Consider the following 17,308-nt stretch of genomic DNA (forward strand, 5'->3'; position numbering starts at 1 on the left):
CGCGAACTCACTGCATTCTTCCGATTTTATTTCTAATAAGAAAATAAAAAATGCTTTGAATTTTGAATTCCAAAACATTGATAGTGTTGTTAAAGAATTTGTTTCTTTGCAAAAGTAATTATTGTACCTGAGGCGTATCCGAATTTAAAGTGCTGTTCGGATTTGGTGGAACAACCTGACCATTTTTCTTCGTTTCATTTTCTATTTTCAAAGTAGCTGTGCTCAATTTCTCTTTAACTTTCTCAAACATTTTTTTGTATTCCTCAAGATCTGAAGCGTAATATTTATTGCTTTTCACAAACTGAACACTGTCTATTTTATATTTTTTATAAATATATTCGTTCCCCATTTTTACTGTTATGCCACCATTTATATTTTGCGATTTAATAGCTTCCAATAAGGATATGTCATATAAAATATCGACCATTTTGTCTTTACCAATAAGGTTTTTAGGCTTTTCAACTGAATCGCTGTTGCACCCGAAAAACAGAACTATAAACCCTAAAAGAATACATTTTTTCATATTTATGCTGAATTATTTCAGTAATTTATCTGTCAAAAAGCAAACGCTTTCCAACAGGAATATCTTTTACTTTAAAATTTTGATAAACCAATTGACCATTCACAAAGGTATGCGTAATTCTTGATTTAAAATTATATCCGTCAAATGGTGACCAGCCACATTTGGCCAGTATATTTTCTTTCTTAACATTCCATGGCAGGCTTGGATTCACAATCACCAAATCGGCATAAAATCCTTCTTTGATAAAACCACGCTTTTCGATTTTGAAAATCTTTGCCGGATTGTGGCACATCTTCTCTACTATCTTTTCTACAGATATTTTCCCTTGATGATTGGCTTCAAACATCGCCACCACAGCATGTTGAACTAATGGTCCGCCAGATGGTGCTTTTAAATAGGATTGTTGTTTTTCTTCCAATGTATGAGGTGCATGATCGGTAGCGATAACGTCAATTCTGTCATCGAGCAAAGCTTCCCACAAAGCCGTTCTGTCTTCTGCGGTTTTTATAGCCGGATTCCATTTGATGAAATTGCCTTTTGTTTTATAATCTTCATCCGAAAACCAAAGATGATGAACACAAACTTCGGCAGTGATTTGTTTTTCTTCCAACGGAATTTTATTGGTAAACAGTTCCATTTCTTTAGCTGTTGAAAGATGGAAAATGTGTAATCTTGCTCCCGTTTTTTTAGCTAAGGCAATTGCTTTGGAAGACGAAATATAACAAGCTTCAGCACTTCTAATCAAATGATGGAATTCTACCGGAATATCTTCACCAAATTGAAGTTTGTATCTTTCTAAATTGTTTTTAATAGTCGTTTCATCTTCGCAATGAACGGCAATCAGCATCTTTGTACTCGAAAATATTTTTTCTAATGCTTCCTGATTATCAACCAACATATTCCCAGTTGATGAACCTAAAAATAATTTAATTCCGGCGACATTTTTAGGATTTGTTTTTAGAATTTCTTCTAAATTATCATTCGTTCCGCCCATCATAAATGAATAATTGGCAAAAGATGTTTTGGCAGCAATTTGATATTTTTCTTCTAAGATTTCCTGGGTAACTGCATTTGGAACCGTATTCGGTTGTTCAATATATGAAGTAATGCCACCGGCAACGGCAGCCCGACTTTCGGAAGCGATATCTCCTTTATGAGTCAAACCAGGTTCGCGAAAATGCACCTGATCATCAATAGCGCCCGGAATAAGATAACTTCCTTCGGCATCAATTATTTTACAACTGGAATGTTTTGGGCTAATGCTTTCGGCGATTTCAACAATAAATTCGTTTTCAATCAAAACATCGCCTTCAAAAATGATTCCTTCGTTTACAATTTTGGCATTTTTAATTAAAACAGTATTCATTTTATAATTGATTTAAAAACTTCTTAAACCTTAAAGATATAACTCCAAAAATGGCTTCCTTGATAATAGAACCACTCATTTTGGATTGTCCTTTTGTTCTGTCGGTGAAGATGACGGGAACTTCCTGTATATTAAAATTTTTGGCGAAAGCCCTGTATTTCATTTCAATCTGAAAAGCATAGCCAATGAATTTTATTTTTTCTAAATCTATTTTTTCCAAAACCACTCGGTTATAACAAATGAAACCAGCAGTAGCATCCATGATTTTCATTCCGGTAATCATTCGGACGTAAACAGAAGCAAAATAGGAAAGCAATACTCTGCTCAAAGGCCAATTGACAACATTCACTCCGGTAACATATCGGGAACCGATGGCTAAATCTGCACCATTAAAATGACAGGCATCATGCAATCTTTCTAAATCAATTGGGTTGTGTGAAAAATCGGCATCCATTTCAAAAATGTATTCGTAATGATGCTTCAATGCCCATTTAAATCCGTGAACATATGCAGTTCCTAAACCTGATTTTTTCTTTCTAACGGACAAAAACAATTTGCCTTGAAATTCGCTTTGCAATTCCATGACTTTATCTGCCGTTTTATCTGGTGAATTATCATCAACCACAAGAATATGAAAAGTTTTATGTAACGAAAACACTGCCCGAATAATGCTTTCGATGTTTTCAATTTCGTTATAGGTTGGAATAATTACAATACCGTCGTTCATAGTAAGTGCCGTCAAACTTCGATGCAAAAATAAACTTTTTATCAGAGCGCAATCTTAATAATTATATAATAATTTTAAGAAATAAAAAATTACTAATTTTGTCGTGATTATGATAGAAATTGTTTTACAGCCCAGAATTTTAGAACCTAAGGATTGGGCAACATGTTTGTTTGTTTTTTCTTTTGTTTTAATTGCAATTACCAAGACTGCTTTTGAAACCCGTTTTAGTGAATTTCTAAGAATTTTGGTTTCCGATAAATACATCAAAGTGTACAAAGACACTTCTCACCTGATGAGTGGTTTTACTATATTGTTGTTTATTGTTCAAATTATTTCGTTTTCATTTTTTATTCAATTGGTTCTCAATTATCTTGGATATGTTTCGAAAACGGATTGGGTAATTTTTCTTCGGATTTTTACATTTTTTGGAATCTTTGTGCTATCAAAATTTTTGATAGAAAAAATTGTAGCAACCATTTTTAACATTGAAGAATTTGCAGAGCAATTCAATTTACAGAAAGTAAGTTATCGAACTTTTGTTGGTTTGATTTTATTACCGGTAAATATTTATCTGTTTTATAACAATACTCCATCAATTATTCTGATTTATTGCACAATCGCTGTGATTTTAATAATAAACTTGTTTTCTTACCTGGTTTCGTTGAAGATTTATCAAAACTTACTCATCGGGAAGTTGTTTTATTTTATTTTGTATCTTTGCGCACTTGAAATAGCGCCCTACTATTTTATATATTATTTGATTACAAAAAATTTAGCCCATTAGAATGTCAAATCTGAAAGTGAAAACAATTTTGGTGTCCCAACCAGAACCAAAAGTAGAGAATTCCCCTTATTTCGAATTACAGCAAAAGCATAAAGTAAAGATTGATTTTCGATCATTTATACATGTAGAAGGTGTAAGCGCAAAGGATGTCAGAGCTCAAAAAATCGACCTAAATAACTTTACGGCTATTATTTTAAACAGCAGAAATTCTGTGGACCATTTTTTTAGAGTGGCCGAAGAAATGCGTTATAAAGTTCCCGAAGATTTAAAATATTTTTGCCAGTCTGAAGCTATTGCTTTTTACCTGCAAAAATATGTGGTTTACAGAAAACGTAAAATCTATGTTGGTCAGAAAGACTTTGTTGATTTATCTCCATTAATCAAAAAATACAAAGACGAAAAATTTCTTTTACCAGCTTCAGACCAATTAAATTTTGATGTCCCACAAACATTGAATGCTTTAAAAGTAGATTGGACACAAGCCACTTTTTATAAAACGGTAATGAGTGATTTATCTGATTTGGCAGATGTTTATTATGATGTTTTGGCTTTCTTTAGCCCAACCGGAATAAAATCATTGTTTAAAAACTTCCCTGATTTTAAGCAAAACGACACACGTATTGCTGTTTTTGGAAGTACTACACAAAAAGAAGCTTTGGAACACGGATTACGTATCGATATTTTGGCACCAACGCCTGAAACTCCATCAATGACAATGGCTTTGGAGAGATATATCGCCGACGCTAACAAAGGAAAATAAAATTATTTTACCATCATAAAAAAAGCCATTCTCAATTAAGTGAATGGCTTTTTTCTTTGGTTAGGTTTGTTAGTTTGTTTTTATAATTGTGGTCCAGCTTTTACTAAACTATGACCTTCTTCATTATCTGTATATTGCGCGAAGTTTTTAACGAATAACGACGCTAAGTCATTGGCTTTCTTATTCCACTCTGATACATTTTCATACGTATCTCTTGGATCTAAGATTGATGAATTCACATCATGTAAAGACGTTGGAACTTCTAAATTGAAAACCGGAACCATTTTAGTTTCTGCATTTTCAATTGAACCATCTAAGATAGCATCAATAATGGCGCGTGTGTCTTTTATAGAAATACGTTTTCCTGTTCCGTTCCAACCAGTGTTCACCATATAAGCCTTGGCTTGGTTTTGCTCCATTTTCTTTACTAATTCTTCTCCGTATTTTGTTGGATGCAATGTCAGGAACGCTTTTCCAAAACACGCAGAGAATGTTGGTGTTGGTTCCGTAATTCCGCGTTCTGTTCCTGCTAATTTGGCTGTAAATCCTGAAAGGAAATAATATTTAGTTTGTTCCGGCGTTAATTTAGAAACTGGTGGCATTACTCCAAAAGCATCTGCCGTAAGGAAAATAACTTTATTGGCATGACCAGCTTTTGAAACCGGTTTTACAATATTGTGAATATGATAAATTGGGTATGAAACTCTCGTATTCTGAGTTACCGAAGTATCTTTAAAATCAATTATTCCATCTGCATCAACCGTAACGTTTTCTAAAAGCGCATCTCTTTTAATCGCGCTGTAAATATCCGGTTCATTCTCCATGCTCAAATCTATAGTTTTCGCATAGCAGCCACCTTCAAAATTGAAAACGCCTTCGTTGTCCCAACCGTGTTCATCATCACCAATCAATTCACGTTTTGGATCTGTAGACAATGTTGTTTTCCCTGTTCCTGAAAGACCAAAGAAAACAGCAACATCTCCAGCTGCACCTTTATTAGCTGAGCAATGCATTGAAGCAATTCCCTGCAATGGCAAATAATAATTCATCATCGCAAACATTCCTTTTTTCATTTCGCCACCATACCAGGTACCGCCAATAATTTGGATTTTCTCAGTTAGATTAAAGGCTACATATACTTCCGAATTTAATCCGTGAGCTGCATAATCTTTGAAAGAAGTTTTGGAACCATTCATTACAATAAAATCAGGTTCGCCGAAATTTTCCAATTCAGCTTCCGTTGGACGGATAAACATATTGATAACAAAATGTGCCTGCCAGGCTACTTCCATAATGAAACGGACTTTCAGTCTTGTATTTTCATTGGCACCACAAAAGGCATCAACGACATATAATTTCTTTCCGGATAATTGAGTGGTAGTAGTATCTTTTAAGGCTTCCCAAGTGGTTTGGGTAATAGGCTTATTGTCGTTAACCGCTTTATCTGAGTTCCACCAAATGGTGTTTTCAGTAATGCTGTCTTTTACAATGTATTTATCTTTTGGTGAACGACCGGTGAAAACTCCAGTCATGACATTTACAGCTCCAAGTTCCGTTAGCTGGCCTTTTTCAAAACCTTCTAAATTTGGATTTAACTCATCATTGTATAACTTTTCGAAGGAAGGATTGTGAATAATTTCGTGAACATTTTTAATCCCATATTTTTCTAACGAAATCGATTTCGCTGTTTGAGCGTAGTTCTCCATAGAAATTAGTTTGTGTTGCATTATCAATTAGAGGGCAAAGGTAAAAATTAAATTTTAGAAACTATTTTTTTTATTATAATATTATCTCTTTGTCCTCCAAATATTCCAAAACAAAATGCTCCAGGCCGCAATTAGCAAGGCTCCACCGATTGGTGTTAAAATTCCAATAAACTTAAAATCAACTCCGCTTATCGCTTTTGTTGTTAATAAATAAATAGAACCCGAGAAGAAAATTACTCCAAAAATTACCAATTGAAACACCATTTTTTTTGCTTTTTCACTAAGTAAAGTGTTGAATCCTAAAAACAACAAAAACAACGCGTGATACATCTGATATTTTACTCCAGTTTCAAAAGCGTTGAGTTGTTCAATCGTCAATTGTTTTTTTAAAGCATGAGCGCCAAAAGCACCTAAAATTATTGCCAAAATTCCCATAAAGGCACCAACACCTGCAATTTTTCTTTCCATATTTATTAAGTCTATACTAAAACACAAATTTATTCGTCATCTGCATACTATTGAAGAAATTTCACGTTTCTTTTGGCATTTGAACCATTTTAAAAATTTATTTTTGCACCATCAATTTACAATCATGAGGAAAATACTTTATATACTTTGTTCTTTTTTTGTTTGCTGTTCTTTTACGAGGGTTAACAGCCAAACGATAAAAGCGGGCGAAAAACTGGTTTTTACAGGTTCATATAATATGAGTGGTTTGATGACACAATTGGCACAAGTTACCATGTCAACCGAAAATGTTACGACTTCTAAAAATACCTATTTGCATTTGAGTTGTGAATTATCAACGTATAGTAAATGGGATTCGTTTTTCAAAATCAGAGATTTATATGAATCCTATGTAAATCCGATGACTTTAAAACCAAGTTTATACAAACGAAACATAGACGAAGGTGGCTGGACAAAAAAGGAAAAATATGTTTTCAAAGGAAACTCAGTCAGCAGCACTTCGAAGAAAAGAAAAAGACCTGAAACTCAAAAAAACTTTACTATTGGCGGATCAACACAAGACGTGGTTTCACTTTTGTACAAAGTAAGAACAATGGATTTATCGAAATTTAAAGTAGGGCAAACCCAAAACTTAATGATTGTTTTTGACGAAAAGCAAATTCCGGTGACATTAAAATACATGGGAAAAGAAATTATTTCTGCCGGAAATTTAGGCAAGAAAGAATGCTACAAATTGTCAATTGGCGCCAAAACAGATGCCTTAAAAGGAACAGACAAAAACCTTATTTGGCTTACCGCCGATGCTAAAAAAGTACCAACTTTATTGAAATTCAGCATTCCGGTTGGAACCGGGCAATTAGTATTAACCTCTGCAAGCGGGATTTAATCATGAGAAAGTTATTTTTAATTTTAGCCATCATTTTTACAGTATTCGCCATCATTTTTACGGCTTTGCCATTAAACACCATTGCTTTTTTACCTATTGGATTAGGTATTGTTTTTTGTTTGGTATTGCTTAAAAAATCTGATGCAAATCAAAAGAAACTTCCTAATATTTTACTACTTTTATGTGTTCTTTCTTCCGTTTTTGTATTAGGAAAAACACTTTTGATAAAAGACGAAGTGGTCAAAGATGCCAAATTTGAACAAGAAAAAATTGAAACCAAGAAAGAAGCCAAACAAGAACTCGAAGATTTAGAAAAGGATTTGGAATAAAATACAACAGAATGAGAAACATTTTAATCATCGGTGCCGGACGTTCAGCATCTTCACTAATAAAATATCTTTTAAGAAAATCTACCCAGGAAGACTTAAACGTAACTATTGGTGATTTGTCTATAGAATTGGCCAGAAGAAAAACATACAATCACACTAATGCAAGACCAATTGCTTTAGACATAAACAATATTGAAGAACGTCAGGCCGAAATTCAAAAAGCAGATATCGTTATTTCAATGTTACCAGCTCACATGCATATTGAAGTAGCAAAAGACTGCGTGACTTTCAAAAAAAATATGGTTACGGCTTCTTATATTTCGGATGAGATGCAAAGTCTGGATGAAGCTGTAAAAGCGAACAACCTGGTTTTTATGAATGAAGTTGGTCTCGATCCCGGAATTGACCACATGAGTGCCATGAAAGTGATTCATGAAATTGAAGCCAAAGGAGGAAAAATGATTTTATTCGAATCTTTTTGCGGCGGTTTGGTTGCTCCTGAATCTGATGATAATCTTTGGAATTACAAATTTACCTGGGCACCACGAAATGTGGTTTTAGCTGGTCAGGGTGGCGCTGCCAAATTTATTCAGGAAGGCAAATACAAATATATTCCGTATCACAAATTGTTCCGCAGAACAGAATTCTTTCATGTGGAAGGTTACGGAAAATTTGAAGGTTATGCCAATCGTGACTCCTTAAAATACAGAAGTATTTATGGCCTTGATAATATCCTGACTTTATACAGAGGAACAATCCGTAGAGTTGGTTTTTCCAAAGCATGGAGTATGTTTGTGCAATTAGGCATGACCGACGATTCGTATGCAATGGAAAATTCAGAAACGATGAGTTACCGTGATTTTATCAATTCCTTTTTACCATTTCACGCATCAGATTCGGTTGAATTAAAAACCCGAATGGCGCTTGGTATCGAACAGGATGACATCATGTGGGACAAATTAATGGAACTCGATATCTTTAATGCAAAGAAAATTGTTGGACTCAGAAATGCAACTCCGGCTCAAATTTTAGAACGCATCTTAAACGACAGCTGGACTTTACAACCCGAAGACAAAGACATGATTGTGATGTACCACAAATTTGGTTACGAAATCAATGGTGAACGCAAACAAATAGATTCTAAAATGGTGTGCATTGGTGATGATCAAATCTACACTGCTATGGCAAAAACTGTTGGTTTACCTGTAGCAATGGCGACTTTACAAATCCTGAACGGCAACATCAAAACGCCTGGTGTACAATTGCCAGTTACAAAAGAAGTATACGAGCCTATTTTGAAAGAACTGGCAACACACGGTATAGTTTTCAACGAAACCGAAATGCCTTATGTAGGTTATAATCCTGATAAGTTGTTGGGGAATTAAAATATATTAAAAACCGAAATTCTAATCGATTTCGATTTTTTTATTTACAATTGAAACTATTTCTATACTTTTGATTTACAAATTTTAGGTAATGAAGATAAATCAACTACAAATAGAAATTGACGGCATCGATAAAGAAATCCTTCGTGATTTAATGGAAGATGCCCGAAAACCAATATTACAGATTGCGAATAAAATTGGAATTTCCGGCGCTGCGATTCACCAACGATTGCGAAAACTGGAAGATGCCGGCGTAATTGCAAGCTCAAAACTAATTGTAGATAATAAAGTTTTGGGTTATAAAACCATGGCATTTATTGGAATTTATCTCGACAAAGCTTCGAGTAATTCGGAAGCGGTGAAAGAACTTAAAAAAATTCCTGAAGTTTTGGAATGTCACTATACGACTGGAAACTGGAGCATCTTAATCAAAATGATTTGCCGCGACAACGAACATCTGATGCAGCTGCTTAACAAAAAAATCCAACCGATTAATGGTGTTTCAAGAACAGAGACTTTTATATCTTTGGAACAGCAGATTGAAAGACAAATACAATTATAGTAATTAGTGACTAGTAATTAATGATTAGTTTTAAAATAGCTAACTCTCTAGCCCCGACAGTAGTGGCACGTAGTAGAACGGATGGCGGGAACATGGATTGCTGAAACTACCCAAACCACTCGCTCCTAAACAAAAAAAATCCACCACTTTCGTAACGGATTCTGTTTTATCTTCTGTTGCCAAAAACCTGCAACGCCCAATATAAAAGTGAAGCTAATGCACCGATTGCTGCAACGACGTAAGTTCGAGCTGCCCATTTTAAGGCATCCTCTGCTCCTGCGTATTCTTGCTGACTCAACATATTTTTATTTTTCAGCCAAGCCAAAGCTCTGTTACTTGCATCATATTCAACAGGTAAAGTTATAAAGGCGAACGCTGTGGCAACTGCCATCAAGACCAATCCGATAACCGCAACATAAAATCCGAATCCTAAATGCGCTCCGGCTCCGAGAATTAATCCTCCGAAAATCAGCCATTGAGAAAGTGTGGATGACACGTTTACGACAGGAACCAACTGCGAACGAAGTTGCAGCATACTGTATGCCTTGGCATGTTGAACAGCGTGACCGCATTCGTGAGCGGCTACTGCAGCGGCCGAAGCATTACGCTGGTTGTAAACTCCTTCGCTAAGGTTGACCGTTTTATCGGCAGGATTGTAATGGTCTGTTAATTGTCCCGGTGTGGAAATGACTTTAACGTCATAAATCCCGTGATCGTGCAGCATTTGTGTTGCAATTTCGGCACCCGAAAGTCCGTTGCGTAAATGAACATGTGAGTATTGTTCAAATTTGCTCTTCAATTTTGAACTAACAGCAAAGCTTACTAAAGCAATAAGACCGATTAATATATAATATCCTAACATTGTTTGTTTTTAAGTGTTTTACAAATCCATCAAATTGCACGCCAATCCTAAATGAATGACAACTTGACATTTATCTGCAAATCGTAATAAAGGCGATTAATTCTGCGCCTTCATAATACGTAAACGAAACCGTTACGATTTCATAACCTGCATTGGCTTTTTCGTTTAGAAAATGTTCTACTTTTTCATTTAGTTTTTCTTTCATACTACTAAAACCTGCTTTCTCAACAATAGTATGGACTTCGAATTTTTTCATGGTTGTGTTTTTTCTTCTTATACGGGATTTTTTGAAAATGTTACACAAAAAAATCCCAAACACTTTTGATGTTTGGGATTTCATATTTTCTTCAGAATGTTATTATCCAACCAGATTAATCACTTTCCCCGGAACAATAATCACTTTATTTGGAACTTTCCCATCTAATTGTTTTAGCGTACGTTCATCTGCCATAACAATTTCTTCAATTTGTTTTGGAGTTAAATCCAAAGGCAGCTTTATCGTAAAACGCATTTTTCCGTTAAAGGAAACCGGATATTCTTTTTCAGATTCTACTAGATATTTCTCATCGCAAATTGGAAAAGCAACCGTAGATATTGAACCTTCATGACCCAATTGACTCCAAAGTTCCTCTGCAATATGTGGAGCATAAGGCGAAATTGTAATTGCCAATGGTTCTAATATTTTTCTGTGATGGCATTTTAGTGCCGCCAATTCATTCACGCAAATCATAAACTGCGAAACTGAAGTATTGAACGAGAAATTCTCGATGTCTTCAGTAACTTTTTTGATGGTTTTGTGCAGCGATTTGTACATGTCTGCTGTTGGATCTTCATCAGTAATATTCAAACCAGTATTGTCATCAAAATACAAACGCCATAGTTTTTTCAGGAAGCCAGAAACTCCTGTAATTCCGGCAGTATTCCATGGTTTTGCCTGCTCCAACGGACCAAGGAACATTTCATACAATCTTAAAGTATCGGCACCATAATCTTCACATATTTCATCAGGACTAACAACATTCAACCAACTTTTTGACATTTTTCCAATTTCGGTCGTTGCATAAATTTTTTCGTTTCCTATTTTGATTGCAAAAGCAAACATTGCGTCTTCTCTCATTTTTTCAACATTAATCTCTAAAGTTGAAGGGTCAATACTCCTATATGGAATTCTCTTTTTATTTAAGTCAAAATTCTTATCTACTATCTCTATTGAAAAATGATTATCTGGTACTTTACTTATTTCATCATCAAAATATTTCTCTTTAACATGTTTTTTAAACAAAGAAATCATCTGTCTTTTTACATCTTCATCATTAACCTTAGGATCTAAAGGAAAAAAGTCGTCTAGTATTTTATTGTTATCTCTTTCTTTTATATCCGTAAAAATTAGTGCTGATGTATTCCAGTCTTTCCATTTGGTTTCTGAATAAATAGTCCCTTTAGTATCAAGATTTATTCTCAGATTATAAAAGAAAAAAGGATAGTATGCTCCTGTTCCCAAAATCATTCCCTGATTAATCAGTTTTTTGAAAGGCTCTTCGGTTGGTGCGTAGCCTCTGTCTTTTAGGAATTTGTTCCAGAAACGCGAGTATAATAAATGCCCGGTGGCGTGCTCGCTTCCGCCAATGTATAAGTCAACTCTTTCCCAATATTTCAACGCTTCTTTGCTGGCAAATTCTGGATTGTTATTGTCTTTTGGATCTTGCATGTAACGCATCCAATACCATGAACTTCCCGCCCAGCCTGGCATCGTATTTAATTCTAATGCAAATACTTTTTTATTATCAATAAACTCATTGCTGACAATTAAATTATTTGCGCTGTCCCAAGCCCAATCGGTCGCATTCCCTAAAGGCGGTTGTCCGTCTTCTGTTGGTAAATATTTTTCAACTTCAGGCAAAACAATTGGAAGATATTTAGAGTCAATCATTTGCGGCATTCCATTCACATAATAAACCGGAAAGGGTTCGCCCCAATATCTTTGACGCGAGAAAACAGCATCACGCAAACGGTAATTGGTTTTCCCTTTTCCTTGGTGGATTGCTTCTAATTCTTCAATGATTTTTTTGGTTCCGGCTTTGTAACCCAAACCGTTTAAGAAATCAGAATTTACCAATTCAAATCCGTCTTTTCCGGCAAACGCTTCCATAGAAATATCCTGATTGAAAATGTTCTTGATTTCCGGCATTCCGTTGGTTCCTTTGAAATGATTCGCAAACGCATAATCTCTTTCATCACCACATGGAACTGCCATAACAGCTCCTGTTCCGTAACCCGCCAAAACATAATCGCCAATCCAAACCGGAATTGCTTCTTTGGTAAATGGATGTTCAGCATAAGCGCCAGTGAAAACTCCCGAAATGGTTTTTACATCTGCCATTCTTTCACGTTCCGAACGCTTGGCTGTTGCTTCAACATAACTTTCAACCGCCGCTTTTTGTTCCGGAGTTGTGATTTGAGAAACCAATTCGTGTTCCGGTGCCAATGTCATAAATGTCACTCCGAAGATTGTATCAGGACGAGTAGTGAAAACTTCAATCGTTCTCTGTTGTCTGTTGTCTGTTGTCTGATTATCAGCTGAGAACTGAGAACCGGGAACCGAAAACTTTATACTTGCTCCAACCGATTTTCCAATCCAGTTTCTTTGTGATTCTTTGATGCTTTCGCTCCAATCGATAGTTTCCAATCCCTGCAATAATCTTTCGGCATAAGCAGAAATCCGCATCGACCATTGTGTCATTTTTTTGCGGATAACAGGATGTCCGCCACGTTCGGAAACGCCGTTTACGATTTCGTCATTTGCCAAAACAGTTCCTAACGCCGGACACCAGTTTACTTCGGTCTCCGCCAAATAGGTTAATCTGTATTGCAATAATATTCGTTGTTTTTCTTCCTCTGAAAAGAAACTCCAATCCGAAGGAAAAAAGATTTCAATATTATCATCGCAAACTGCATGAACGGTAGCATTTCCTGCTTTTTCAAAAATGGAAATCAAAGTCGAAATATCTTCTGCCTGATCTGTATCTTTATTGTACCACGAATTGAATAATTGAATAAAAATCCACTGCGTATGTTTGTAATAATCAGCATTTGAAGTACGCACTTCTCGACTCCAATCGAATGAAAAACCAATTTTATCTAACTGCTCTCTATATCTCGCAATATTTTCACGAGTTGTTTTTTCGGGATGTTGTCCAGTCTGAATCGCATATTGTTCCGCCGGAAGTCCGAATGAATCATAGCCCTGCGGATGCAAAACGTTAAAACCTTTGTGACGTTTGAAACGCGCCACAATATCAGAAGCAATATAACCTAACGGATGACCAACGTGCAAACCAGCGCCAGATGGATACGGAAACATGTCGAGCACATAATACTTTGGTTTATCGGAATTATTTGTAGCCGCAAAAGTTTGGTTTTCAGCCCAATATTTTTGCCATTTTTCTTCTATTTTTTCGTGGAAATATTTCATCTTATTTAATTAACCCTTCCAGGGTTTTGAACCCTGGAAGGGTTGTCTCTTTTAAAAATTTAAGCGACAAATTTACGTTTATTATAATAAAGTTAAAACTTTGTACGTTATAAAGAAGAAAAACAATTTTCTTTATTATTTTTACCACATCAAAATACAATTTATGTTATCGTCATTTGAAAAGTTTCAGAAACGCAGAGTTATTACTTCCTATTTTTCGGTCGTGTTGAGTATCTTTTTAGTGTTGTTTTTATTGGGGATTTTGGGACTTTTTGTCATCAATTCCAAACGATTATCAGATAATTTCAAAGAGGAAATTGCAATGACTGTTTTCTTTAAAACTGAAGCATCTGATTCGACGATAACCGCTTTTACCGAAGAATTGAAAACGGCAAAATTCGCCAAATCTTTTGAATATGTTTCGAAAGAAGAAGCTGCTAAGAAACATATGAAAGTAATTGGTGAAGATTTTATGCAGTTTTTGGGTGTGAATCCGCTGCAAAATTCTTTCGACATTCACCTGAAAGCCGATTATGTTACGAATGCCGGCATTGCCCAAATTGAAAACCGTTTGCGTAAAAACGAAATGATTGCCGACATTGTTTATGATAAGCAACTTGTGACTTTGGTCAATGATAACATCAAGAATATCAGTATGTGGATTTTGATTATCAGCTGTGTTTTTGCACTGGTTTCGGTATTGCTGATTAATAGTTCATTGCGTTTATCCATTTTTGCCAACCGGTTTATTATTAAAACGATGCAAATGGTTGGTGCAACCAAGTCATTTATCAGAAAACCATTTATTCAACGCAGCGTTTTCCTTGGATTGATTGGCTCGGCATTGGCAATATTTGCTTTAATTGGCGTATTGCTTTATATCCAGACAACATTTCCAAATCTTGGAATTATGGAAGATAAATTAGCTATTGGCGTAGTGCTTCTAGGAGTTTTGGTTTTAGGAGTTGTGATTACCTGGATAAGTACTTTCTTTGCTACACAACGCTTTTTGAATTTAAGAACAGACGATTTATATTAAAAATAATATTCAGCAGAGATGCTGAACTAAATTCAACTTAAATGAAAAATAACGAGCAGAAACCTGACTTTCTTTTTGAAAAAGCAAACTATAAAATCCTATTAATTGGCATTGCTGTTATAGCTTTAGGATTTATTCTGATGAGTGGCGGCGGAAGTGATAATCCAAAAATTTCAAATGATGAGATTATTTTCGATTTCCAAAGAATTCGTTTGGCGCCAACCGTAGTTTTGATTGGTTTCGGAATTACGATTTATTCCATTTTTAAGAAAAAGTGATTAGTAACTAGTAATTGGTGATTAGCAAAAAAACTCGATTACTAGACAAACTACTATTCACTAATTACTAATCACTATTCACTTAAAAACATGGATTACATTCAAGCTATCGTACTAGCCATCATTGAAGGAATAACAGAATTTCTTCCCATTTCTTCAACAGGTCACATGATTATTGCTTCCTCATTTTTTGGGATTGCTCATGACGATTTTACCAAATTATTTACCGTTGTTATTCAACTTGGAGCAATATTATCAGTTGTCGTTTTATACTTCAAACGCTTTTTTCAAACGCTTGATTTTTATTTCAAATTACTTGTGGCTTTTATTCCAGCAGTAGTTTTTGGATTGCTTTTTAGCAAAAAAATTGATGCTTTGCTGGAAAATCCGATTACGGTTGCGATTTCATTAGTCCTTGGCGGAATCATTTTATTAAAAGTTGATGATTGGTTTACCAATAAGGAAGAAACTCAGGAAACGGAAAACATAACTTATCCAACAGCTTTAAAAATTGGTTTGTTTCAATGTTTAGCAATGATTCCCGGAGTTTCTCGAAGTGGCGCAAGTATCATTGGTGGAATGTCACAAAAATTGTCAAGAACAACAGCTGCAGAATTCTCGTTTTTCTTAGCAGTTCCAACGATGCTTGGTGCGACAGTTAAGAAATGTTACGATTATTACGAAGATGGTTTTCTATTGAATCAAGAGCAGATTAATTTGCTGATTATTGGTAATGTTCTTGCTTTTATCGTGGCGATGTTGGCTATCAAATCTTTCATCGGATACTTATCAAAACACGGTTTTAAAATGTTTGGTTATTACCGAATTATAGCAGGTTTAGCTATTCTGATTATCCATTTCTGCATCTTAAAATTAACGACAATCTAATGACTGCCGAAGATTTTTTAGAAGGTCAAATCCTTTTGATTGACAAACCTTTGACTTGGTCTTCGTTTCAGGCGGTGAATAAATTGAAGTACATTTTAAAACGCAAATATGATCTTCCAAAGAAATTCAAAATCGGTCATGCCGGCACTTTAGATCCTTTGGCGACAGGTTTGCTGATAGTCTGCACAGGAAAATTTACCAAGCGAATTACCGAAATTCAGGGTCAAGCTAAAGAATATACCGGAACTTTTACCGTTGGCGCCACAACACCATCGTACGATTTAGAAACCGAAGTCGATGCAACTTTTCCAACGCAACATATTACAGCCGAATTAATTCAGGAAACTGTAAAACAATTTTTAGGTGAAATCGACCAAAAACCACCTGTTTTTTCAGCTATAAAAAAAGATGGAAAACGTTTGTACGAGCATGCACGTGCCGGAGAAGAAGTCGAAATTGCTTTTAGAAAAACTACCATACACGAATTTGAAATAACCAGAATTGCCTTGCCCGAAATTGACTTCAGAGTGGTTTGCAGCAAAGGAACTTACATTCGTTCACTGGCTTACGACTTTGGAAAAGCACTACATTCGGGCGCATATTTATCTGTTTTACGCAGAACAAAAATTGGAGATTACTCTGTTGAAAACGGCATTTCTCCGGAAGATTTTGAGAAAAATGAAAGCTAAGTTTTTACTACTCATTTTATTCGTTTGCCAAATTGGTTTTTCGCAATCAACTGAAAGCTCTGATAAATCAAAAGACGATGAATCATCATACACGTATACAAAATTTGATTTTTCTATACCATTAAGAGTAAACCAGCATTATGGCGAAGTTGATCAATACACAGGAGAAAAAGAACCGTTTTTTTTGTTCGATGGACTTAGTGGCAGAGTTGGTTATGGAACTCATTTGCACAAATGGCTTGCTTTAGGAATTAATATCGGAATGGATTGGAAAGCCAATGAAAGCCTTGTAGTTGTTCCTGTCTTTGGGACAATAAAAATTAGCCCAAAAGTTGGAGAAGAAACCAGAATATTTATTGAGCCAGGTTATGGAAAAGCATTTGCTTTAGGAAGAGGCGATTTATCAGGTGAATTTGAAAAACTTAGTTTAGGCATTGAAACAGAAGATGGTTTGGGACTTTATTTTGAACTTTGCCAATATGGTTTCTCTAAAAACGGGAAAGATAAAATAGGAAGCCTAAGCTTAGGAATAAATTATACTATCTTTTAATCCTTTTATCTTTTATAAATAAAAACAGAATATG

19 protein-coding genes are annotated in these 17,308 nt (G+C 35.2%); 11 read left to right on the top strand and 8 right to left on the bottom strand.

All coding sequences use genetic code 11. From position 1 onward, the window contains the following. Nucleotides 1-118: 118 nt before the first annotated feature. Genes ABIQ27_RS08840 through ABIQ27_RS08850 form a run of 3 tightly spaced genes read right to left on the bottom strand, consistent with a single transcriptional unit; the run spans nt 119 to nt 2,616 of the window. The gene (locus ABIQ27_RS08840) at nt 119-523 is read right to left on the bottom strand and encodes a DUF4296 domain-containing protein (protein ID WP_348033518.1); all 405 of its coding nucleotides are present in this window, start codon (nt 521-523) and stop codon (nt 119-121) included. A 25-nt stretch (nt 524-548) separates the two neighbouring features. Beyond that, nucleotides 549-1,889: a dihydroorotase gene (locus ABIQ27_RS08845; RefSeq protein ID WP_348033519.1), complete on the bottom strand. Its 1,341-nt coding sequence runs from the start codon at nt 1,887-1,889 to the stop codon at nt 549-551. A 1-nt stretch (nt 1,890) separates the two neighbouring features. After that, complete coding sequence (locus ABIQ27_RS08850) at nt 1,891-2,616, bottom strand: polyprenol monophosphomannose synthase (RefSeq protein WP_348033520.1); 726 nt, start codon at nt 2,614-2,616, stop codon at nt 1,891-1,893. A 109-nt stretch (nt 2,617-2,725) separates the two neighbouring features. On the opposite strand from ABIQ27_RS08850, the gene ABIQ27_RS08855 reads away from it, so the two are divergent. Together ABIQ27_RS08855 and ABIQ27_RS08860 are read left to right on the top strand one after the other, a co-directional pair. Further along, a complete protein-coding gene (locus ABIQ27_RS08855) occupies nt 2,726-3,400 on the top strand; it encodes a DUF4271 domain-containing protein (protein ID WP_348033521.1) in 675 nt (224 codons plus the stop codon). A 10-nt stretch (nt 3,401-3,410) separates the two neighbouring features. After that, nucleotides 3,411-4,160: a uroporphyrinogen-III synthase gene (locus tag ABIQ27_RS08860; protein WP_348033536.1), complete on the top strand. Its 750-nt coding sequence runs from the start codon at nt 3,411-3,413 to the stop codon at nt 4,158-4,160. A gap of 80 nt (nt 4,161-4,240) precedes the next feature. On the opposite strand, the gene pckA is transcribed toward ABIQ27_RS08860, so the two are convergent. Beyond that, complete coding sequence (gene pckA / locus ABIQ27_RS08865) at nt 4,241-5,866, bottom strand: phosphoenolpyruvate carboxykinase (ATP) (RefSeq protein WP_348033522.1); 1,626 nt, start codon at nt 5,864-5,866, stop codon at nt 4,241-4,243. An 81-nt stretch (nt 5,867-5,947) separates the two neighbouring features. Beyond that, complete coding sequence (locus tag ABIQ27_RS08870) at nt 5,948-6,334, bottom strand: DUF423 domain-containing protein (protein ID WP_348033523.1); 387 nt, start codon at nt 6,332-6,334, stop codon at nt 5,948-5,950. Between the two features lie 124 nt (nt 6,335-6,458). Between ABIQ27_RS08870 and ABIQ27_RS08875 the strand changes: the two genes are divergently transcribed. From ABIQ27_RS08875 to ABIQ27_RS08890, 4 genes are all read left to right on the top strand, one after another. After that, nucleotides 6,459-7,220 carry a DUF3108 domain-containing protein gene (locus tag ABIQ27_RS08875; RefSeq protein ID WP_348033524.1) on the top strand — a complete coding sequence of 254 codons (762 nt, stop codon included), beginning with the start codon at nt 6,459-6,461 and terminating at the stop codon, nt 7,218-7,220. 2 nt (nt 7,221-7,222) lie between these two features. Continuing rightward, nucleotides 7,223-7,549, top strand: coding sequence for a hypothetical protein (locus tag ABIQ27_RS08880; RefSeq protein WP_348033525.1), 327 nt, complete (start codon nt 7,223-7,225; stop codon nt 7,547-7,549). Nucleotides 7,550-7,560: 11 nt separating this feature from the next. Further along, on the top strand, nt 7,561-8,934 hold the full coding sequence (locus ABIQ27_RS08885; protein WP_348033526.1) for a saccharopine dehydrogenase C-terminal domain-containing protein: 1,374 nt from the start codon (nt 7,561-7,563) through the stop codon (nt 8,932-8,934). 91 nt (nt 8,935-9,025) lie between these two features. Beyond that, nucleotides 9,026-9,496, top strand: a complete 471-nt coding sequence (locus ABIQ27_RS08890; RefSeq protein WP_348033527.1) for an Lrp/AsnC ligand binding domain-containing protein — start codon at nt 9,026-9,028, stop codon at nt 9,494-9,496. 166 nt (nt 9,497-9,662) lie between these two features. Here ABIQ27_RS08890 and ABIQ27_RS08895 read toward each other — a convergent pair whose 3' ends face one another. The 3 genes from ABIQ27_RS08895 to ABIQ27_RS08905 form a co-directional block, all read right to left on the bottom strand. Beyond that, nucleotides 9,663-10,358 carry a zinc metallopeptidase gene (locus ABIQ27_RS08895; RefSeq protein WP_348033528.1) on the bottom strand — a complete coding sequence of 232 codons (696 nt, stop codon included), beginning with the start codon at nt 10,356-10,358 and terminating at the stop codon, nt 9,663-9,665. Between the two features lie 70 nt (nt 10,359-10,428). Next, nucleotides 10,429-10,614: a hypothetical protein gene (locus ABIQ27_RS08900; RefSeq protein WP_348033529.1), complete on the bottom strand. Its 186-nt coding sequence runs from the start codon at nt 10,612-10,614 to the stop codon at nt 10,429-10,431. Nucleotides 10,615-10,716: 102 nt separating this feature from the next. Next, nucleotides 10,717-13,830: a class I tRNA ligase family protein gene (locus tag ABIQ27_RS08905; RefSeq protein WP_348033530.1), complete on the bottom strand. Its 3,114-nt coding sequence runs from the start codon at nt 13,828-13,830 to the stop codon at nt 10,717-10,719. A 163-nt stretch (nt 13,831-13,993) separates the two neighbouring features. On the opposite strand from ABIQ27_RS08905, the gene ABIQ27_RS08910 reads away from it, so the two are divergent. The 5 genes from ABIQ27_RS08910 (at nt 13,994) to ABIQ27_RS08930 (ending at nt 17,274) form a co-directional block, all read left to right on the top strand. Beyond that, a complete protein-coding gene (locus tag ABIQ27_RS08910; RefSeq protein ID WP_348033531.1) occupies nt 13,994-14,869 on the top strand; it encodes a permease-like cell division protein FtsX in 876 nt (291 codons plus the stop codon). Nucleotides 14,870-14,910: 41 nt separating this feature from the next. Continuing rightward, the gene (locus ABIQ27_RS08915) at nt 14,911-15,147 is read left to right on the top strand and encodes a DUF3098 domain-containing protein (RefSeq protein WP_348033532.1); all 237 of its coding nucleotides are present in this window, start codon (nt 14,911-14,913) and stop codon (nt 15,145-15,147) included. Nucleotides 15,148-15,237: 90 nt separating this feature from the next. Beyond that, nucleotides 15,238-16,035: an undecaprenyl-diphosphate phosphatase gene (locus ABIQ27_RS08920; protein WP_348033533.1), complete on the top strand. Its 798-nt coding sequence runs from the start codon at nt 15,238-15,240 to the stop codon at nt 16,033-16,035. Continuing rightward, nucleotides 16,035-16,724, top strand: coding sequence for a tRNA pseudouridine(55) synthase TruB (gene truB / locus ABIQ27_RS08925; protein ID WP_348033534.1), 690 nt, complete (start codon nt 16,035-16,037; stop codon nt 16,722-16,724). Before ABIQ27_RS08920 ends, truB begins: the two co-directional genes overlap by 1 nt. Next, a complete protein-coding gene (locus tag ABIQ27_RS08930; RefSeq protein ID WP_348033535.1) occupies nt 16,714-17,274 on the top strand; it encodes a hypothetical protein in 561 nt (186 codons plus the stop codon). The genes truB and ABIQ27_RS08930 overlap by 11 nt, the downstream gene beginning before the upstream one ends. Nucleotides 17,275-17,308: the final 34 nt, after the last annotated feature.

Origin of the sequence: Flavobacterium sp. (assembly GCF_039916025.1) — a bacterium.
Taxonomy (GTDB): Bacteria; Bacteroidota; Bacteroidia; order Flavobacteriales; family Flavobacteriaceae; genus Flavobacterium.